This window comes from Streptomyces sp. NPDC004284 (assembly GCF_042874035.1).
Lineage (GTDB): Bacteria > Actinomycetota > Actinomycetes > Streptomycetales > Streptomycetaceae > Streptomyces.
Genome location: NZ_JBIAMJ010000023.1, coordinates 68704 through 87072, shown reverse-complemented (window position 1 = coordinate 87072; position 18369 = coordinate 68704). Strand labels below are relative to the sequence as shown.

General features: G+C 73.7%; 19 protein-coding genes. 11 read left to right on the top strand and 8 right to left on the bottom strand.

The annotated features are described in order from the left end of the window. The first annotated feature begins 64 nt into the window (after positions 1-64). A complete protein-coding gene (locus tag ACFYUS_RS36300) occupies positions 65-610 on the top strand; it encodes an MOSC domain-containing protein (RefSeq protein ID WP_388862062.1) in 546 nt (181 codons plus the stop codon). A 12-nt stretch (positions 611-622) separates the two neighbouring features. Here ACFYUS_RS36300 and ACFYUS_RS36295 read toward each other — a convergent pair whose 3' ends face one another. The 4 genes from ACFYUS_RS36295 to ACFYUS_RS36280 all read right to left on the bottom strand — a co-directional run bounded on the left by ACFYUS_RS36295 (position 623) and on the right by ACFYUS_RS36280 (position 4238). Next, positions 623-1999 carry a tannase/feruloyl esterase family alpha/beta hydrolase gene (locus tag ACFYUS_RS36295; RefSeq protein WP_388862060.1) on the bottom strand — a complete coding sequence of 459 codons (1377 nt, stop codon included), beginning with the start codon at positions 1997-1999 and terminating at the stop codon, positions 623-625. 139 nt (positions 2000-2138) lie between these two features. Then, on the bottom strand, positions 2139-3032 hold the full coding sequence (locus ACFYUS_RS36290; RefSeq protein WP_388862058.1) for a hypothetical protein: 894 nt from the start codon (positions 3030-3032) through the stop codon (positions 2139-2141). Positions 3033-3131: 99 nt separating this feature from the next. Further along, on the bottom strand, positions 3132-3467 hold the full coding sequence (locus ACFYUS_RS36285) for a hypothetical protein (RefSeq protein WP_388862056.1): 336 nt from the start codon (positions 3465-3467) through the stop codon (positions 3132-3134). Positions 3468-3632: 165 nt separating this feature from the next. Then, the gene (locus tag ACFYUS_RS36280; RefSeq protein ID WP_388862054.1) at positions 3633-4238 is read right to left on the bottom strand and encodes a class I SAM-dependent methyltransferase; all 606 of its coding nucleotides are present in this window, start codon (positions 4236-4238) and stop codon (positions 3633-3635) included. Positions 4239-4399: 161 nt separating this feature from the next. On the opposite strand from ACFYUS_RS36280, the gene ACFYUS_RS36275 reads away from it, so the two are divergent. The 10 genes from ACFYUS_RS36275 to ACFYUS_RS36230 all read left to right on the top strand — a co-directional run bounded on the left by ACFYUS_RS36275 (position 4400) and on the right by ACFYUS_RS36230 (position 14780). Continuing rightward, positions 4400-5233: an MHYT domain-containing protein gene (locus tag ACFYUS_RS36275; protein WP_388862052.1), complete on the top strand. Its 834-nt coding sequence runs from the start codon at positions 4400-4402 to the stop codon at positions 5231-5233. 56 nt (positions 5234-5289) lie between these two features. Then, positions 5290-8412: a nitrate- and nitrite sensing domain-containing protein gene (locus tag ACFYUS_RS36270; protein WP_388862050.1), complete on the top strand. Its 3123-nt coding sequence runs from the start codon at positions 5290-5292 to the stop codon at positions 8410-8412. After that, positions 8409-8843: a roadblock/LC7 domain-containing protein gene (locus tag ACFYUS_RS36265; protein ID WP_388862048.1), complete on the top strand. Its 435-nt coding sequence runs from the start codon at positions 8409-8411 to the stop codon at positions 8841-8843. Before ACFYUS_RS36270 ends, ACFYUS_RS36265 begins: the two co-directional genes overlap by 4 nt. Positions 8844-8856: 13 nt before the next feature. Next, the gene (locus ACFYUS_RS36260) at positions 8857-9273 is read left to right on the top strand and encodes a DUF742 domain-containing protein (RefSeq protein ID WP_388862046.1); all 417 of its coding nucleotides are present in this window, start codon (positions 8857-8859) and stop codon (positions 9271-9273) included. Continuing rightward, a complete protein-coding gene (locus ACFYUS_RS36255) occupies positions 9254-9871 on the top strand; it encodes an ATP/GTP-binding protein (RefSeq protein ID WP_388862044.1) in 618 nt (205 codons plus the stop codon). The genes ACFYUS_RS36260 and ACFYUS_RS36255 overlap by 20 nt, the downstream gene beginning before the upstream one ends. 174 nt (positions 9872-10045) lie before the next feature. Then, complete coding sequence (locus ACFYUS_RS36250) at positions 10046-10459, top strand: roadblock/LC7 domain-containing protein (protein ID WP_388862042.1); 414 nt, start codon at positions 10046-10048, stop codon at positions 10457-10459. Between the two features lie 136 nt (positions 10460-10595). Then, the gene (locus ACFYUS_RS36245; RefSeq protein WP_388862040.1) at positions 10596-11663 is read left to right on the top strand and encodes a DUF6397 family protein; all 1068 of its coding nucleotides are present in this window, start codon (positions 10596-10598) and stop codon (positions 11661-11663) included. Between the two features lie 60 nt (positions 11664-11723). Beyond that, positions 11724-13271 carry an ATP-dependent DNA ligase gene (locus ACFYUS_RS36240; RefSeq protein ID WP_388862038.1) on the top strand — a complete coding sequence of 516 codons (1548 nt, stop codon included), beginning with the start codon at positions 11724-11726 and terminating at the stop codon, positions 13269-13271. Between the two features lie 82 nt (positions 13272-13353). Next, positions 13354-13764, top strand: a complete 411-nt coding sequence (locus ACFYUS_RS36235) for a hypothetical protein (RefSeq protein WP_388862036.1) — start codon at positions 13354-13356, stop codon at positions 13762-13764. A 230-nt stretch (positions 13765-13994) separates the two neighbouring features. Then, positions 13995-14780 carry a polysaccharide deacetylase family protein gene (locus ACFYUS_RS36230; protein ID WP_388862034.1) on the top strand — a complete coding sequence of 262 codons (786 nt, stop codon included), beginning with the start codon at positions 13995-13997 and terminating at the stop codon, positions 14778-14780. 231 nt (positions 14781-15011) lie between these two features. Here ACFYUS_RS36230 and ACFYUS_RS36225 read toward each other — a convergent pair whose 3' ends face one another. The 4 genes from ACFYUS_RS36225 to ACFYUS_RS36210 all read right to left on the bottom strand — a co-directional run bounded on the left by ACFYUS_RS36225 (position 15012) and on the right by ACFYUS_RS36210 (position 18335). Continuing rightward, complete coding sequence (locus tag ACFYUS_RS36225; RefSeq protein WP_388862033.1) at positions 15012-15779, bottom strand: rod shape-determining protein MreC; 768 nt, start codon at positions 15777-15779, stop codon at positions 15012-15014. A 134-nt stretch (positions 15780-15913) separates the two neighbouring features. After that, on the bottom strand, positions 15914-17101 hold the full coding sequence (locus ACFYUS_RS36220) for a globin domain-containing protein (RefSeq protein WP_388862031.1): 1188 nt from the start codon (positions 17099-17101) through the stop codon (positions 15914-15916). A 97-nt stretch (positions 17102-17198) separates the two neighbouring features. Next, the gene (locus tag ACFYUS_RS36215) at positions 17199-17648 is read right to left on the bottom strand and encodes an RrF2 family transcriptional regulator (RefSeq protein ID WP_388862029.1); all 450 of its coding nucleotides are present in this window, start codon (positions 17646-17648) and stop codon (positions 17199-17201) included. 51 nt (positions 17649-17699) lie between these two features. Further along, positions 17700-18335 (bottom strand): hypothetical protein, encoded by a 636-nt coding sequence (locus ACFYUS_RS36210; protein ID WP_388862027.1) that lies wholly within the window; start codon positions 18333-18335, stop codon positions 17700-17702. Positions 18336-18369: the final 34 nt, after the last annotated feature.

The window sequence follows — 18369 nt, the reverse complement described above, 5'->3', positions numbered from 1 at the left end:
TGATCATCGGTCCGGGACGGTGGAGAGTCGCCACCCGGGCCGACGGAGAAGGGGAGCTCTCATCATGAGCGGCGCTACCGTGACCACGGTCAGCAGCAACGGCACGTACTCGTTCACCAAGCCCAACAGGGAGAGCATCACCCTCCTCGCCGGGCTCGGCGTGGAGGGCGACGTCCACGCGGGCGTGACGGTCAAGCACCGGTCCCGCGTCGCGCAGGACCCCACCCAGCCCAATCTGCGGCAGGTCCACCTCATCCACGCCGAGCTCTTCGACGAGGTCGCCGGCGCCGGTTTCGAGGTCGCCCCCGGCGACCTCGGCGAGAACGTCACGACCCGGGGCATCGACCTCCTCGCCCTGCCCACCGGCACCCTCCTGCACCTCGGCGCGGAGGCCGTCGTCGAGGTCACCGGGTTGCGCAACCCCTGCGCCCAGATCGACGACTTCCGGCACGGGCTGCTCAAGCAGGTCGTCGGCCGCGACGAGAACGGCGAGATCGTGCGCAAGGCGGGCGTCATGGGCGTCGTGCTCACCGGCGGGGAGGTGCGGCCCGGCGACCCGGTCCGGGCCGAACTGCCTGCCGGGCCGCACCGCCCGCTGGAGCGCGTCTGAGCGTGCGGGGCCTCACCCCTCCAGAGCGCAGGAGTTGACCACGTCACCGCCCGCCGGCCGCGCGATCGTGCGGTCGGCGGGCGGTGCCGTGCCCTCCTCGACCCAGCGCGTCAGGGCGTCGAACGCGGAGCGGTAGCAGGGCAGGATCGGCCGCAGCCGGTCCGGATACGCGTCGTAGAGACCGTCCGTATGCGTCCCGTCCTGCACCGTGTAGTAGCGGTGCAGCCCGCCCCGGCCCCGCGCGTCGATCATCCGCGCGTACACGTCGGAGTCGGTGGCGATCGGCAGCAGGGTGTCGAGGTCGCCGTGGAGCGTGATGAGCGGCTTGCCGATCCGTCCGGTGAGCGCGACCTTCGCGACCGCGCGGTGCACGGACGCCGGCCGGGAGGCGTAGTCGTAGACGGCGTCCGAGGCGCAGGGCGCGAAGATCTGCTCCACGGTCCCGCCGGCCGTGGCACCGGGGCAGGCCGGGTCGTACGAGGGGTCGAACTCGGCCCGGAAGAGCTTCTGCGTCAGACCCCAGTAGGCCTTCTCGTGGTACGGCCACAGGAAGCGCGAGCCGGGTGCGAAGCCCGCCGCGATCAGGTCCTCGTCGGTGGCGAGCCCCTGGGTCCTGGCCACCGTCACCGGCAGGCTCGTCAGGAGGTTCGGGCCGCGTGTCGTCCACAGCACGCCCTCCCAGTCGACCCCGCCGTCGTACAGCTCGGGCCGGTTCTCCAGCTGCCAGCGCGTGAGGTAGCCGGCGTTGGAGATGCCGGTCATGTACGTGCGCTCCGGCGCGTGCCCGTAGCGCTGCCGTACGACCTTCCTGGCCGCCCGCGTCAGCTCGGTCACCCGGCGGTTCCACTCGGCGACCGCATCGCCCGGCTCCTTCCCGTCGGTGAAGAAGTCCGGGCCGGTGTTGCCCTTGTCGGTGGCGGCGTAGGCGAAGCCCCGGGCGAGCACCTGGTCGGAGATCAGGGCGTCCGTGGAGTACTGGCGGCGGGAGCCGGGGGAGCCGGTGACGACGAGCCCGCCGTTCCAGTGGTCGGGCAGCCGGATGACGAACTGGGCGTCATGGGCCCAGCCGTGGGTGGTGTTGAGGCGGGAGTCGTCGGGGAAGTAGCCGTCGATCTGGACGCCCGGCACTCCCGAGGGGTTGCGGGTCGCCTTGGCGGCGAGACCGGCCTGGTCCGCCATGTCGGTGTACGGGGTGCCGGCGAGCGCGCTGGTCGTCAGGTCGTCCAGACAGGCGGACTGCTGACGCTCGGCGCCGGGCACGTCGACCCGGTCCTGACGGGCGCAGTGCGCGGCGGCCGGAACCTCCGCCCCGGCGGGGCCCGCCGGGGCGAGGACGGTGACCCCGGTGAGGAGCGCGGTGAGCAGGGGGACGCCTGGGAACAGGCGCATGGTGGGCCTCCGGTGGGACGACGGGAATGAGGTGCGGCGCCACATCGTGCGGCGCACCGCCATCGCCGGGCCATGGTGTGAAGCCACACCGTGGGCAGTCGTCCTATGGGGAGCGGAGGCGGGGAAACGCGCCGGGCCCTCAGGAGGGGCGCACGGCCATCGCGTCGAGCGCTTCGAGGAGAGCGGGCAGCTGCGGCCCCCGCGTCACGGGCAGCACCTCGCGCGGAAAGTCGTCGAGGAGGACGAACGCCATGTCGTCCGCCCTGGCGACGAGCGACCAGCCGGGACCGTCGGCACGCAGCATCCCGGAGGCCGAACGCACCCGGCCCACCGGCGGGGGCTCCTCCAGATAGCCGCGCAACTCGCCCAGGGCCTTCCTGACGCCGGTGTACGGGTCGGTGGCCCGGTCCCGGTCCTGGGGCGGGGTCGGGGCGGGCGCGGGGGCAGGCTGCGGAGCCTCCGCTCGGGGCGGCGTGGGGCTGCCGGATTCCGCGGCCGTCTCCGTGTCCCGGGCCGCGGCCGGCCCGCCCTCCGTGCCTTCCTCGTCGAACCGGGTCCGCCAGGCGGCCCAGTGGAGCGCCACCTCGTCGGCGCCGAGGCGTCGCTGCGCCGGGCCCCACTCCTCGCCGGAGGGCGGTACCAGCGGCGCCGGATCGCCCTCCTCCGGCTCCGGATCGTGGGGGGCCGGGACGCCGGGGGCGACGGTCGCCACGGGCAGCGGCCAGCCCGGCAGCCCGGCCACCACCGAGGTCTCGTCGGGGGAGAGGTCGTAGGCCATGCCGCAGTCCCAGGAGGAGATGGCCACCGCGACGAGCGACACGTCGTCGACGACGACCGTCCAGCGGGCCCCGTGCCCGTCCTGGCCGAACACGAGCCCGTACCCCTCGGCGTACGGCTGCAGGCCCAGAGCGGCGCAGGCGGCCGGGTAGTCGTCGCCGAGCACGCTGGGGAAGCGCTCGGGCGTCAGAAGCGCCGCGGTCAGCACGAAGAGCGCGTCGGCATCGGCCTCGGCGATCGGGTCCGTCCCAGCCACGGCATCCTCCCCATCTGGTCGTCGGCGCACCTTAACCAGTCGGTAACCCGCGCGTCGAGGGTCTCCGCGAGGGAACCTCGCGACTTCGCGGTGCGTCCGTCAGCCGTCACCGGCCCGCTGGGCCGGCGACTGGTCCCGCAGACCGAGCAGCGAGCGGGCCACGGTGCTCGGGGACTGGCCGCGTTCCCGGGCCAGGGTGATCAGGGCCCGGCAGGCCAGTTCGTTGATGCCGAAGGTGAGCATGCCGGGCGAGACCCGGCTCGCCGCCTCCTCCGCGCGGGCCGGATCGTCCTCGGCGCAGGCGGCCACGTACTCGGCGGCCGCCTCGAAGAGGTTGTACCCCTGCCGGGGGCGCGGTGGTGCGGGCGCGGCGGCCTCGGGCGCCTTCCGGCTGGAGGGGAGGAGTCTGCGCAGTCTGTCCGGAACTCGTGCCACGGCCCGCCGCCTTTCCCGGGCACGACTGCCCGGCATCTCCACGGTAGACAGTGAAGTGCCGGTAAAGAAGGGTGCGTTGGCATCGGTGAGGGGCGTGTGAGGGAGTGTCGGATGAACTCGGCCGGTGTGCGGAGGGGCGCTCCCGGCCGCCCTTCCGCCCGGTGCTCAGTCCTCGCGGACGGCGAGGGCCAGGTAGCGCGCGTCCTCGTCGACGTAGCTGACGAGCCGCCAGCCGGCCTCGGCGAGCAGGGGGCGGAGCCGGGGCTCGGCACGCAGGTCGTCCGGTGTGATCCGCCGGCCGTGGCGGGCCGCGAGGGCGGCTCGGCCGATCGGGTGGAACAGTGCGAGGCGGCCCCCGGGCCGTACGACCCGGGCGAGTTCCCGCAGATCGGCGACGGGATCCGCGAGGTGCGAGATGAGCCCCGCCCCGAAGACGGCGTCGAGCGCGCCGTCGCGCACCGGCAGCCGGCCGACGTCGGCGAGCAGCAGTCTCCCGCCCGCCTCGCCGCCGCGTCCGGCGTCGACGGCCCGTTCGATCATCTCGGGGGTGAGGTCGGCCCCGAGGACCGTGCCGGAGGGGCCGACGGCGGCGCGGAGCGGCGGGAGCGCGCGGCCGGTCCCGCACCCGGCGTCGAGCACGGCGTCGCCGGGACGCAGGCCGAGCTCACCCACGGCCGCGGCGTACGCGGGGCCGTCGTCGGGGAACCGGCTGTCCCAGTCGGCCGCGCGGGCACCGAAGAACTCTCGTACATGCGTGGGGTCATCGCTCATGTGCTCATGATCTCGTACCCTCGCTGACACGGAGGGGTGAACGTTCTGTGCGCACGTTCGAGCTCGGCGTGATCGTTCGGGACCATCTCTCTGTCATATTCCAGCAGCTTTCGAAATGCGCCCCCGGTGCGCCCCCCGGTGCGCACTAGCGTCCCTGAGCCATGGGACACCTGGACCACGCCACCTTCGGCTGGCTGACACCCGCGCTGTCGTACGCGATGGCCTGCATCGGCGCCGCCCTCGGGCTGCGCTGCACCGTACGAGCGCTCGACGCGACCGGCCGGTCACGGCGCAACTGGCTGCTCACCGCCGCCTCCGCGATCGGCACCGGCATCTGGACGATGCACTTCGTGGCGATGCTCGGATTCGGCGTGACGGGCACCGACATCCGCTACGACGTTCCGCTCACCGTCCTCAGCCTCGTCATCGCGATGGCCGTCGTCGGCGTCGGCGTCTTCGCCGTCGGCTACGGACGCGACCGGGTCCGCTCGCTCCTGATCGGCGGACTGACCACCGGCGTCGGCGTGGCGAGCATGCACTACATGGGCATGGCCGCGCTCCGGCTCCACGGTCAGGTGCGCTACGACCCGCTGCTCGTCGGCCTCTCGGTGCTGATCGCCGTCGTCGCCGCCACGGCCGCGCTCTGGGCGGCGCTCAACATCCACGCGCCCGTGGCCGTGGCCGTCGCCTCGCTCGTGATGGGCGCGGCCGTCAGCAGCATGCACTACACCGGCATGTTCGCGGTGCGGGTCGAGGTCGCCCCTTCCGGCGCCCCCCTTCCGGGAGCCACGGTCATGCAGTTCATCTTCCCGCTCGCCGTCGGCCTCGGCTCGTACCTCTTCATCACCTCCGCCTTCGTCGCCCTCTCCCCGACGGCCAGGGAGCGCGCCGCGTACGCCTCCGCCGGACGCCTCACCGAACCGGACGAGCGCGCGGTCGACGTCGCACCGCCCGGCTTCCGCACCGGGGAGCCGGCCCGTACGCCCACGATCTGACCCCCCGATACACGACACGCCGCACCAGAGACAGACGCAGCCGGAACGAGGAGGCCATGCGAACTCCCCGCAAGACCAAGGACGCCGAGGCGGCCACGCCGCCACCGGCGGCCGCGCGCGGGCGGCGCGCACACGCGGGCCCGCCCGCCGACGAGCCGGGGGAGCGGACCCCCGAGGCCTCCCCGTCCCAGGGCCCCGAGGGCACCTCCGTACGGCAGCCCCCCGGGGGTCAGCCTTCCGCGCGGCAGTCCTCTGCGCGGCGGCCCTCCGTGCAGCAGCCCTCTGCGCGGCGGCCCTCCGTACGGCAGTCCTTCGCGCCGCGGCGGCCCGAGGGCTCCGCCGGGCCGCAGGCGCCCGACGCGCGCCGTGTCCGTCCCGCGTTCCGGGGACTGCGGCCGCGCACCGTCCGCGCCAAGATCGTCTCGCTCCTGATGGTCCCGGTCGTCTCGCTCCTCGCCCTCTGGGGCTTCGCCACCGTCACCACCGCGCAGGACGTCGCCAGGCTCCGCCGGCTCCAGCACGTCGACGCCGAGATCCGCGTGCCCGTGACGACCGCGCTCACCGCCCTCCAGGCCGAACGCCGCGCCGCCGTACGGCAGGTCGCGGCGCCCGGAGCCACCCGGGCGGCCGAGCTCAAGGACCGGATCCGTCGGACGGACGAGGCCGTCGACCGCCTCCGCCTGGACGGCACGCACACCGTCGGCGACACCGGAGACCTGCCCGGCGACGTCGCCGGCCGGGTGAGCACCTTCGTCGGCAAGGTCGAGGGCCTCGCCCGGCTCCGCACGGCCGCGGCCGAGGGGCGCGCCGACTGGGACCAGGTGTACGCGGAGTACACGGACACCATCTCCGCGGCCTTCGCCGTCGGCGGCGCCCTCACCGGCATCCAGAACGCCGAGCAGGGGGCCGACGCGCGCGTACTCCTCGAATTCGGCCGGGCCGGCGAGATGCTGTCCCGCGAGGACGCCCTCCTGACCTCCGCCCACCTCACCGGCCGGCTCACCGCGGACCGCCTCCGCGACTTCTCCGGGGCCGTCGAGACCCGGCGCACCCTCATCGCCTCGGCCACCGCCGACCTGCCCGCCGCCGAACGCGCGGAGTGGGCCCGGCTCTCCGCCGGAGGCGACCACGCCCGGCTCACGCGCGCGGAGGACCGGGTCGGCGCCGCCGCCCCCGGCCGCCCCGCCGCCCAGGCGGTCACCTCCACCGAGTGGGACGGCACCTTCGCCGCCGTACGCGGCGGACTCACCGCGATCGAGACCCACGCGCGCGTGGACGCCGCCGACCGCGCCGACCCCTTCGCCGGCGGTGCCCTCACCGCGGGCGGCGCGGCGGTCGTCCTCGGCCTCGCGGCCGTCGCCGCCTCGCTCGTCATCTCCGTACGCATCGGCCGCGGCCTCGTCGTCGAACTCGTCAGCCTCCGCAACACCGCCCTCGGCATCGCACGCCGCAAACTCCCCGCCGCCATGCGCCGGCTCCGCGCGGGCGAGGAGATCGACGTCCAGGCCGAAGCGCCGCCCGGACCCGTCTCCCAGGACGAGATCGGACAGGTCGGCGAGGCCCTCACCACCGTCCACCGCGCGGCGCTCTCCGCCGCCGTCGAACGCGCCGAACTCGCCAGCGGCATCTCCGGGGTCTTCGTCAACCTCGCCCGCCGCAGCCAGGTCCTCGTCCACCGCCAGCTCAACCTCCTGGACAGCATGGAGCGGCGCGCCGACGACCCCAACGAGCTCGGCGACCTCTTCCGGCTCGACCACCTCACCACCCGCATGCGGCGCCACGCGGAGAGCCTGATCATCCTCTCCGGAGCCGCCCCCGGCCGCGCCTGGCGCATGCCCGTCCCCCTCACCAACGTCGTCCGCGCCGCCGTCTCCGAAATCGAGGACTACGCGCGCGTGGAGGTACGCCGGCTCCCCGAGACGGCCGTCGTCGGCGGAGCCGTCGCCGACCTCACCCACCTCCTGGCCGAACTCATCGAGAACGCCGCCCAGTTCTCCCCGCCCCACACCAAGGTGCGGGTCAGCGGCGAACCCGTCGGCAACGGCTACGCCCTGGAGATCGAGGACCGGGGGCTCGGCATGGGCAAGGAGACCCTCGCCGAGGCGAACGCCCGCATCGCCCAGTCCGAGGCCCTCGACCTCTTCGACAGCGACCGGCTCGGCCTCTTCGTGGTCAGCCGCCTCTCCTCCCGCCACGACATCAAGGTCCACCTGCGGACCTCCCCCTACGGAGGGACGACCGCCGTCGTCCTGCTCCCGACCGACCTGCTCCAGGGCGCACTGCCACCCGGCCGCGGCGACCTGGCGAGCGGCCCCGACACGCCCCCCGCCGGAACCCCGCGCGCGGGGAACCCCCGTACGCGCGCCGCGGGCGGACCGGGAGCGGGCGACGGGCGGCCCGGCGAGGCGCCGGGCGCCGACCCCGCGCGCGCCGCGCGGGAGCGCGAGGAGGCGCACCGCGCCGAGGCCCGCCGCTTCGGCCGCCCCCAGGTCCCGCAGCCCGCACAGCCCGCCCCGGCCGGCCCCGCGCTCCCCGGCCACCCGGCCTCGACCGTCGCGTCCGGACGCCGGACCGCCCCGCAACCACCGGCCGGAACACGACCAGGGACCGTCCCCCAGCAGGCGGACGGAACGCGACCCCCGGTCCCGCCGCAGTCGTCTCCGGCTCCCCGCCCGCAGCCCCTGGCACGCCCGACCGCCGTACCCGCGCTCGCGGCACGACCGGAAGGCCCGTCAGGAGCCGTTCCGGAGCCCGGAGCCGGGGCGGGTGCCGGACCGGGAACCGCCGCCGCGGGAGTCACCGAACTGCGCCGCCGCGGCCCCTCCGTACCGACGCCTCCGCGGGGGGAGCCGCCCGCCGCACCGGACGACCGGGCCGGGCACGGTGACTCCGAGGGCGAACTGCCCCGCCGCATACGGCAGGCGAGCCTCGTCCCGCAGCTGCGCGAGGCACCGGCCCCGACGCCGGTGTCCGTCCCGACCGCACCCGGCACGGACACGCGGACCCCGGAACAGGTCAGGGACCGCATGGCGGCGTACCGCGACGGCTGGCAGCGCGGCGGTGGTGCCGCCCCCGGCACCAGGCGACCCCTCGGCACGGGCTTCGGAACCGGCCCGAGCCACGACCTCGGCCACGGCACCGCCCCTCTCGACCCTCGCTCCGAAGGAGACGACGCATGATCGACCACGAGCGGATCTCGCACCACCGGTCCGGCGAACTGGACTGGCTCCTCGACGACCTCGTCATGCGGGTCCGCGAGGTCCGCCACACCGTGGTGCTCTCGAACGACGGCCTCGCCGTGGGCTCCTCCAGCGGACTCAGCCGCGAGGACGCCGAGCACCTGGCCGCCATCGCCTCCGGCTTCCACAGCCTCGCCAAGGGCGCCGGACGTCAGTTCCACACCGGCGGAGTCCGCCAGACGATGGTCGAGATGGACGACGGCTTCCTCTTCGTCGCCGCGGCGGGAGACGGCTCCTGCCTCGCCGTCCTCAGTTCCGTGAGCGCCGACATCGGCCTCATCGCCTACGAGATGGCCCGCCTCGTCAAGCGCGTGGGCGAGCACCTGCACACCCCGCCGCGGCTCACGATGACCCCGCCGGCCGCCGGCTGACCCGGAGAACCCCATGAACGACGACAGCACCGGCGACGCCCCGTCCGCGCCGGGCAGTCAGTGGTACGACGCCGAAGCGGGACCGCTCGTACGCCCGTACGCGATGACCGGAGGACGGACCAAGCCGGGCCCCAGCAACGTACGGTTCGACCTCATCGCCCTCGTCGTCGTGGACGACGATCCGCCCGGACCGGCCGAGGAGGCACTCCTCGGCCCCGAACACCGGTCCCTGCTCGGCCTGTGCCGGGCCGAGACCCAGTCGGTGGCCGAACTCGCCGCCGACGCCGACCTCCCCGTCGGCGTCGTCCGGGTCCTCCTCGGCGACCTCCTCGAATCGGGCTTCGTACGGGTCAGCCGGCCCGTACCGCCCGCACAGCTCCCCGACGAAAGAATCCTGAGGGAAGTAATCGATGGCCTACGAGCGCTCTGAGAGCAACGGCGCGGGCGACGACCCGGACACCTCCGCCCTCGCCCTGAAGATCCTGGTCGCCGGAGGATTCGGCGTGGGCAAGACCACCCTCGTCGGCGCCGTCAGCGAGATCCGGCCCCTGCGCACCGAGGAACAGCTCAGCAAGGCAGGCGAACTCGTCGACGACACCGGGGGAGTCGATCAGAAGACCACCACGACCGTCGCGATGGACTTCGGCCGCATCACGATCCGCTCCGGCCTCTCCCTCTACCTGTTCGGCACGCCCGGCCAGGACCGGTTCTGGTTCCTCTGGGACGAACTGTCGCAGGGCGCCCTCGGGGCCGTCGTCCTCGCCGACACCCGGCGCCTGGAGGACTGCTTCCCCGCGGTCGACTACTTCGAACACCGGAAGATCCCGTTCGTGGTCGCGGTCAACTGCTTCACGGGCGCGCGTACGTACGGGGCGCACGACGTGTCCCGGGCCCTCGACCTGGACCGGGGCACGCCCGTCGTGCTGTGCGACGCGCGCGACCGCGACTCGGGGAAGGAGGTGCTGATCCGCCTCGTCGAGTACGCCGGCCGGATGCACACCGCCCGGCTCCTGGACACGGTCGGCTGAGGGCGGGCGGGCTCCCGCGGCACGCGCGGGCGTGGTGGAGTGCTTGCCCTGTTCACGACAGTGCGTAAGGCTTGCGGCGATACGCGGACCACGACGGTACGCACCGCGAGGCTTCGAGGACCGCCACGGTCCGGGCCGAGAGGGACGCACCGGTACAAGGGGGAGGATTCACTGATGGCGTTGGACAAGGAACTGGACTGGCTCCTGGACGACCTGACGCAGCGGGTCGGATACATACGGCACGCGCTGGTGCTGTCGAACGACGGGCTGGTGACGGGTGCGAGCAGCGGACTCGTCCGCGAGGACGCCGAGCACCTGGCGGCCGTCTCCTCGGGCCTGCACAGCCTGGCGCGGGGCTCGGGCCGGCACTTCCGGGCGGGCCGGGCACGGCAGACGATGGTGGAGTTCGACGACGCGCTGCTCTTCGTGACGGCAGCGGGCGAGGGCAGCTGCCTGTGCGTCCTGAGCGCGGCGGAGGCGGACGTCGGTCAGGTGGCGTACGAGATGACGCTGCTGGTCAACCGTGTCGGAGAGCACCTCGGCGTGGCGGCCCGGCAGCCCGGGATCCCTGGCGGCGGCGTGCTCTGACGTCACCTCCGAGGCGGTTGTCCACAGACGGTTGTCCACAGATCGTGCGGCTGTCGTCACTCTGCGTTACTTTTTCCCTGTGGGTCGGAGAGGCCCGCGACCTGGAGAGATCACGGACGCAGGGGAGGGCCGCGCAATGACGGTGGACGAAGGAGCGCGCACGGTGACGCCGGGGCGGGCCGCGCAGGAACTGGAACTGAGGCGCGACGAGTTCCGGCTCGCGGTGCAGCTCGGTCTGGTGAGGACGGTACGGGCCGGGGAGGGGGAGCGGCGGCGGGTCGAGCGGTGCGAGCTCGACCGGCTCAGGACGGCCCCGGACTTCCCCGCAGGTCTGCGCGAGCGGGTGCGCACGGTCGGTACGGCGGAGGCCGCCGCCCTTCTCGGCATCACCGCCGACCGCTTCACCCGGCTGGCCCGCACGGGGCATCTCAGCCCGGTGCGGTTCTCCCTGAACCGCTACCGGGCCGTGGTGTGGATGTATCTGGCGCAGGAAGTGACCGAGTTCGGCCTCACGTGTCCGGCCCTGCTGACGGGGCGGCTGCCGCTGGAACTGCGTGAGCGTCTCGCCGCACACGAGGACCGGCGGCCCAGGAACTGGCGGACACGGCGGCTCGGCCTGCTGCTCCGAGCCACCGACGACCCGTGGGCGCGGGCCGCCGCCATCGCCTCCCTTCTCGACCCGGTCCAGGTGGCCGAGGTCGTCGACGATCCGTACGAGCGCAGCCATCTGGACCGGCTGCGCCCACCCCCGCCGCCCGGGACTCCGGCGGGAGCGGCCGCGCGCGAGTTCGCCGAACGACTGACGCGTGCCGACGAGCCGGACGAGATCCTCTGGCACCGACTGAGCCTGGCCCTGGCCCTGGACGAGGCTCGCGCACAGCGGCAGGCTCCCCATCCTGGCGAGACGCGTGAGGCGGGGGTCGCCTTGCAGCTACCGCCGACCCTGCCGACCTCGCCGATCCCGTCGATGTCACCGGTGCCTTCGATGTCACCGGTGCCTTCGGTGCCTTCGGTGTCGCCGGTGCCTTCGGTGTCGCCGGTGGATCGGGTTGTGGCGGCAGATCGTCCGCCGGGTCGGCCTGTGGTGGGTGACCGGTCGCCGGGACGGCCGGTGCGGAGCAGGTTTCTGGAGCGGTTCCGCAGGGGGAGGGCGGCGGGTTCGGAGCGGCCACGGCGGCGGAGGAAGCCGGTGGACTGGCCCTGACGTGATGGCCGGCGTGCCTGCCGGCGTGCGGTCGGAGCGGGGTGTGGGGAGGATGGGCGCATGCTGCTGGCGCGTGTCGCGGAAGTGTCCCGGGAGATCGCCGCCACCTCCGCGCGGTCGCGCAAGATCGCGCTGCTGGCAGGACTGTTCGCCGAGGCCGGGCCCGAGGAGAGTCCGCTCGTCATCGCGTATCTGTCCGGGCGGCTGCCGCAGGGGCGGATCGGGGTCGGGTGGAGCATCCTCAAGGACGTCGTCCCACCAGCTGTTCCGCCCGTCGAGCGTCCCGGGCTCACGCTCGGGCAGGTCGACGCGGCGATGGCGGAGCTGGCCGCCGTGTCCGGCGCGGGAGCCCGCGACGAGCGGACCCGGCTCGTCCGCGCGCTGTTGGCGGCCGCCACCCACGGCGAACAGGAGCTCCTGCTGCGGTTGCTGGCGGGGGAGGTGCGGCAGGGAGCCCTCGACGCAGTGGCCCTGGAGGGCGTCGCCCGGGCCGCCGGGGTCCCCGCCGCCGAACTGCGGCGGGCCGTGATGCTCGAAGGGTCGCTGCCTACGGTCGCGCAGGCCGTGCTGGCCCAGGGAGCCTCCGGTCTCGACCGGTTCACGCTGCGGGTCGGCAACCCCGTGCAGCCCATGCTCGCGCACACGGCCACTTCCGTCGCCGAGGCGATCGCCGCCCTGGGAGCGTGCGCGGTCGAGGAGAAGCTCGACGGCATTCGCATCCAGGTGCACCGGCACGGTGATGACATTCGGGTGCACACCCGCTCGCTCGACGACATCACCGACCGCCTCCCCGAGGTGGTCACGACCGCCCGTGCCGTCGCCGCCGACGCGTTCATCCTGGACGGCGAGGTCATCGCGATCGAGCCCGGCACGGGGCGCCCCGTGTCCTTCCAGTCGATCTCCGGCCGGGTCGGCTCCCGCGCCGACGTGGCCGGAGCGTACGCGGCCCTTCCGCTCACGCCCGTCTTCTTCGACGTCCTCGCGGTGGACGGCGAAGGCCTGATCGACCGGTCGGGCCTGGAGCGGCACGCCGTCCTCGCCCGCCTGCTGCCGGAGCCGCAGAGGGTGCGCCGTACCGTCGTCGCGGATCCGTCCGACCCCGCGCAGACCGAGGCGGCTGAACGGTTCTACGCGGCCACCCTGGCCCGGGGACACGAGGGCGTGCTCGTCAAGGCGTTGGAGGCGCCCTACGCGGCCGGCCGCAGGGGACGCGCCTGGCTCAAGGTGAAACCCGTCCACACCGTCGACCTCGTCGTGCTCGCCGTGGAACGGGGCCACGGCCGCAGAACCGGGCTGCTCTCCAACCTCCATCTCGGCGCGCGCACCGCCGACGGCGGCTTCGTCATGCTCGGCAAGACCTTCAAAGGACTCACGGACGAGATGCTGCGCTGGCAGACCGAGCGGCTGGGTGAACTCGCCGTCTCGGACGACGGGTTCACCGTGCGCGTACGGCCCGAGCTCGTCGTGGAGATCGCGTACGACGGACTCCAGTCCTCGACGCGGTACCCGGCGGGTGTCACCCTCCGCTTCGCCCGGGTCGTACGGCACCGCCCCGACAAACGGGCCTCGGAGGCCGACGTCGTCGAGCGGATCATCGAGGGCCACTGACCCGGTCGACGGCCCTCGCGGGGCGGCCTTCCGAGAGGGATGCTGGAGACGTGGCACGACGAGCGCCCGGCACGAGGGGCGCGTGGCACCAGGAGCGACCGGCGGGCGCGAGGAGATGAGCGACGTGTACGACATGCACATCGACACCGATGTCACCGTGCAGCTCAGCGACTGCTGCAAGGAGGACGCGCAGGCCGTGTTCGACGTCCTCGACCGGGTCTACCAGCTGGAGGACATGACGACACCGAGCCCGCAGGCGGCCACGGGGCCGGCGCCCACCGTCTGGACCGCCACGTTCGACACGGCCGGCGGGCGGCGCGAGGAGGTGGCCCCCACCCATCTGTCCGCCCTGGTCGGAGCCACGCTCAACGGTGGCTACCGAGCCGTCGACGAGGTCGAGAAGGTGCTCGCCATCGGCTTCGACATCCAGTCCCTGCAAGCCGTCTCCGGCGACCAGGAGACGGAGGCCCGGCTGCTGCTCGCGTCCCGCTAGCGGAACGCCGGAACATCGGGACGCTCCGAGTGGCGCGGATGGGCGCCGCCCGGGGTTCTCGTGTGTCCGTGCCCGTGCCCGTGAACGGTCGGCGGACCCCGGGCGCTCCTGCCGACACCCCGCCGACATCCCCGGTATACACCATGTGTATAGTGCCTTCCGGTCGTGCGCACCGTCCTGACCAGCGGTGACCGCCGTACCGAAGACATTACGGGGAAAGCGGGTCCATCATGTTCCGATCCAGGCCTGGCCGCGGCAGGGCAGTGACCGCGGCCCTGCTCGCCGCGGCGTCGCTGATGCTGACGCTCAGTGCCTGCGGGGCCGATCCGATCACTCCGCAGGACGCCCGCGCGGAGGCCGGAACGGACGGCAAGGCGGGGGACGCGGCCCGCCGCGTCGACTGCACCAAGGTCAAGTGCATCGCCCTGACCTTCGACGCGGGACCGGGCAAGGACACCCCCCATCTCCTCGACGTCCTCAAGGAGAAGCGGGTCCCCGCCACCTTCTTCCTCCTCGGCAGCAAGCACGTCGACCGCTATCCCGAGGTGGTCAAGCGCATCGCCGACGAGGGTCACGAGGTCGCCAACCACACCTGGTCGCACCGGATCCTGACCGACCTCGACGAGTCAGAGGTCCGCGGGGAGCTGTCGCGCGCCCAGGACGCCATCGAGAAGATCACCGGCCGGAAGCCCACGCTCATGCGCCCGCCACAGGGCCGCACCGACGGCACGGTGTCCGACGTCAGCCGGGAGCTCGGGCTCGCCCAGGTCCTGTGGAGCATCACGGCCAAGGACTACTCCACCACCGACTCGGCGCTCATACGCCGGCGGGTCCTGGAGAACGCTCACCGCGACGGGATCATCCTGCTCCACGACATCTATGCCGGGACGGTGCCGGCCGTGCCGTCGATCATCGACGAGCTCAAGCGTCGGGGCTTCACGTTCGTGACGGTGCCGGAGCTGCTCGCTCCCGGGAAGGCCGAGCCCGGCGAGGTCTACCGTCCCGAGAAAGACTGACGGGACCTGCCGCGAACTGCCGAAACCGGGTGAGGTGACTCACATCGCCCACCCGGGATTCCTCGGAACAATCGGGGAAGGCCCACCGTTCCTATGTATGTGACTGCGAAGGGGCCCGGTCCCCAAGGTCCCCCCCAGAGGTGACCGCTCTTCGCCGGTCACGGCGATCGGCCCCGGTTGGAATCCCCCGTCCAACCGGGGCTTTGTCGTTCCCCCCTCTCGGCCCCTCCGTCAGCCGCGCGGCGGGGCGCCGGCCGGGTGACGGAGGGCGGAGGCCAGCATCAGACCGGCGCCGCGGACGACGCTGGTGGCCGGGTCGTTCGCGAGGCGGAGCCGGGCGCGGAGGAAGTGGGCCAGGCGGCCCGTCACGTCGAGCCGCAGGGCGCCTCCGCCGGTGACCAGGACGCCCCGGCGCAGCGCCCCGCGGACGGCGCCGGTGTGGTCGTGCCGCCACAGGTCGCTCACCATGTCGGCGGTCGTCGCGGCGATCGTGTCCGGCGCGCTCCCCGACGTCGGCAGGTCGTCGAGGCCGACCTCGGCCAGCCGGGCGTCCTCGACGAGGCCGTCCACGACGAGCGTGACCTCCGTCAGCTGGGCGCCGAGGTCGACGACGAGCAGCGGGCCGCCGCCGGACGGGGCGGCGTAGGCGGCCGCCGCGCGGGCGCTGTCCACGGCGATGACCCGCACCGCGCCCAGACCGTCCACGATCCGCTTCGCCGCGGCCCGCTCCTCCGGAGCCGCGAGGACCGGGTGGGTCAGCATCACGACGGTGTCGTGCCCGCCGTCGCCCGGAGCCGAGGCGGCCAGGCTCCGGAGCAGACGGAGCTGGGAGTCGGCGTCGGTCACCCGGCCGCGCCGCACCGGTCCGCTCGGGACGTCTGCGAAGACGCCCGCTCCCGGGGCCCATGCGCGGGTCCGGGAGGAGCCGATGTCGAGGGCGATCCCACGCACCGGCCGCTTCGTGCCCCGGCCGTCGACTGCTGCTCCGAACGATCCCATGACTTCCGTCCATTCCCTGCGAACCCGCTGATTGCGAGGCTGATATGGCACCTCACTATCCAATATCCGTGGCTGTGGCGCCATGGTGCTTGGGGATCGAAGGGGGACCAGAGGGAAGTGGCGGTGAGGGTGTGTCAGCCCTCGGCGCCGAGCCACAGGTCGGGACCGAACACCTCGTAGTGGATGTCGGCCGCGGCGACGCCCCGGCCGAGGAGGCCGCCGCGCACCGCGCGCAGGAAGGGCAGCGGCCCGCACAGGTAGGCGGTGGTGCCCGCCGGCAGCTCGATGAGCGTGACGTCCGCGCGGCCCGGCCGGGCGTCGGACTCGCCCGGCTCCTCGTACCAGAGGTGCAGCGTGCCCTGCGGCAGCGCGGCCACGAGGCGCCGCAGCTCCTCGGCGTGCGCGTGGGCGGCGGGGGCGCGGTCGGCGTGCACCACGACGACCGGGCGGGTCGAACCCGTGGCGACCAGGTGGCCGAGCATCGCCAGCATCGGGGTGCTGCCGATCCCGGCGGAGGCGAGCAGCAGGGGGCTCTCGCCCTCGGGCAGGACCAGGTCGCCGAACGGGGCCGAGACCTCCACGGTGTCGCCCGCGGCGGCGTGCGCGTGCAGCCAGGAGGAGACCTCGCCCGCCGGGTCGCCGTCGACCCGCTTGACCGTGATCCGCCACTGCGGGTGCCCGGGGGCGGCGGACAGGCTGTACTGGCGGATCTGCCGGGCGCCGTCGGGCAGCGTGACCTGGACGCTCACGTACTGGCCCGGCCGGAACGGGGCCGTGGGGGTCCCGTCGGCGGGGCGCAGGACGAACGACACCGTGTCGGCCGTCTCCTCGTGCCGCTCGGCGATCTCCATGGCCCGCCAGACCTGGCCCTCGGCGACACCCGCCTCCTGGTAGAGGCGCGCCTCCACGGCGATGAGGGCGTTGGCCATCAGCCAGTACACCTCGTCCCAGGCCTGCGCGACCTCGGGCGTCACCGCGTCGCCGAGGACCTCCACGATCGCGGCGAAGAGGTGCTCGTGCACGATCTTGTACTGCTCGGAGGTGACGCCGAGCGAGGCGTGCTTGTGCGCGATCCGGGACAGCATGGCGTCGGGGCGGCTGTCGGGGTTCTCGAGCAGGGCGACGGCGAAGGCGGCTATGGAGCCGGCGAGCGCCTTCCGCTGCTCGCCGTTGGCCTGGTTGCCCCGGTTGAACAGGTCGCGCAGGAGCTCGGGGTGGGCGGTGAAGAGGCGCCCGTAGAAACGCTCGGTGATCTCGTCGAGCGCGCCGCCGACGGCGGGCAGGGTGGCACGGACGACCGGAACGGCCTGCTCGGACAGCATGGGAACTCGCAATCTGGTAGATGATCTGCGTATTTAAAGGTGTGAGGATGCCCGGGGGGTCCCGCTTGGGGCGGACGCTCCCCGGGAGCGTCCGCCGTCAGGGTGATCGTGCGGGGCGCGGGCCGAGGGTGAGCAGGAGGGGGCCGGTCGGCGAGGTCACCAGCTCCTCGACGGTCAGCGGGTCCAGTGCGCGGTAGAAGGCCTCCTGTGCCTCGCGCAGCGCCCCGCGCAACCGGCACGCGGTGCGCAGCGGGCACGGTGGATCGCCCTCGCAGGCGACGACCTCCTCCTCGCCCTCCAGCGTCCTGGTCAGCCAGCCCACCGAAGAGCGTCGGCCCAGCTCCGTCAGGGCCAGCCCGCCGCCCCGGCCGCGCCGCGCCTCGACCACGCCGAGGTGCTGGAGCCGGGTGACGACCTTCGCCATGTGGGCGTAGGGGACGGCCATCGACTCCGCCACCTCGCGGGTGGTGACGGACTCCTCGGGTGCGGTGACCGCCAGGCGCATCACGGCACGGAGCGCCAGGTCGGTGAACTTCGTCAGCCTCACGCCCCGACCGTATCAAACAGGTATCCCGCATACGTATTAAGGGGGTGGGTCTTAAGGAGATGGTTCCCGATGCCGCCGTCTCCGCCGCAGCCACCACCCGCCCGTGAGCAGGCAGCTGGCGACCAGCACGATGCCGGCCACCGGCCACTGCCCGCCCGCGATCCGGGTGTCCGTGGCGGCGACCACGAGGAGGCCGACCAGCGGCAGCAGAACCGATCCCAGTGCCCGCAGCCCCGCCAGGGCCATGGCCGGGTCGACCCGGACACCGCGCGGGGCGCGCAGGTCGCGCGTGCCGACGTAGAAGACGGTGGCCCGGTCGGTCAGCCGGGTCGTGGCGCGGTCGTACGAGCGGGCCATGTACGGCAGCCAGACGAGCGGGGCCACCAGGCCGACGAGGAAGACGCAGGCGATGAGCGCGTACTGGCCGAGCCGGCCCCATCTGCTCACGCCGTCGTCGGACGGCGTGAGCAGACCGAGCAGCCGGGCCATGCGCATCACCATGTCCCAGAACGTGGCCAGCCGCCTCCGCCCGCCCTGCCCGCGGGGTGGGGGCGGGGGCGGGGAGGCGGCGAGGGCGGCCCGGGCCGCCGCGGTGTCCTCGTACACCCCTTGCAGGACGAGCAGTTCGGCCGCCCGCTCCGGATCGGTGGGGTCCCGCCCCTCGACGGCGGCGAGTTCGAGCACCATACGCGCCTGGGAGAGGAGGGCGCCGCAGAACGCG

Excerpts from the sequence above, each read along its gene's own strand:
- ACFYUS_RS36300 (WP_388862062.1), top strand. The coding sequence starts at position 65 with ATGAGCGGCGCTACCGTGACCACGGTCAGCAGCAACGGCACGTACTCG.
- ACFYUS_RS36295 (WP_388862060.1), bottom strand. The coding sequence starts at position 1,999 with ATGCGCCTGTTCCCAGGCGTCCCCCTGCTCACCGCGCTCCTCACCGGG.
- ACFYUS_RS36280 (WP_388862054.1), bottom strand. The coding sequence starts at position 4,238 with ATGAGCGATGACCCCACGCATGTACGAGAGTTCTTCGGTGCCCGCGCG.
- ACFYUS_RS36275 (WP_388862052.1), top strand. The coding sequence starts at position 4,400 with ATGGGACACCTGGACCACGCCACCTTCGGCTGGCTGACACCCGCGCTG.
- ACFYUS_RS36270 (WP_388862050.1), top strand. The coding sequence starts at position 5,290 with ATGCGAACTCCCCGCAAGACCAAGGACGCCGAGGCGGCCACGCCGCCA.
- ACFYUS_RS36265 (WP_388862048.1), top strand. The coding sequence starts at position 8,409 with ATGATCGACCACGAGCGGATCTCGCACCACCGGTCCGGCGAACTGGAC.
- ACFYUS_RS36260 (WP_388862046.1), top strand. The coding sequence starts at position 8,857 with ATGAACGACGACAGCACCGGCGACGCCCCGTCCGCGCCGGGCAGTCAG.
- ACFYUS_RS36255 (WP_388862044.1), top strand. The coding sequence starts at position 9,254 with ATGGCCTACGAGCGCTCTGAGAGCAACGGCGCGGGCGACGACCCGGAC.
- ACFYUS_RS36250 (WP_388862042.1), top strand. The coding sequence starts at position 10,046 with ATGGCGTTGGACAAGGAACTGGACTGGCTCCTGGACGACCTGACGCAG.
- ACFYUS_RS36245 (WP_388862040.1), top strand. The coding sequence starts at position 10,596 with ATGACGGTGGACGAAGGAGCGCGCACGGTGACGCCGGGGCGGGCCGCG.
- ACFYUS_RS36240 (WP_388862038.1), top strand. The coding sequence starts at position 11,724 with ATGCTGCTGGCGCGTGTCGCGGAAGTGTCCCGGGAGATCGCCGCCACC.
- ACFYUS_RS36230 (WP_388862034.1), top strand. The coding sequence starts at position 13,995 with ATGTTCCGATCCAGGCCTGGCCGCGGCAGGGCAGTGACCGCGGCCCTG.
- ACFYUS_RS36225 (WP_388862033.1), bottom strand. The coding sequence starts at position 15,779 with ATGGGATCGTTCGGAGCAGCAGTCGACGGCCGGGGCACGAAGCGGCCG.
- ACFYUS_RS36220 (WP_388862031.1), bottom strand. The coding sequence starts at position 17,101 with ATGCTGTCCGAGCAGGCCGTTCCGGTCGTCCGTGCCACCCTGCCCGCC.
- ACFYUS_RS36210 (WP_388862027.1), bottom strand. The coding sequence starts at position 18,335 with ATGGTGCTCGAACTCGCCGCCGTCGAGGGGCGGGACCCCACCGATCCG.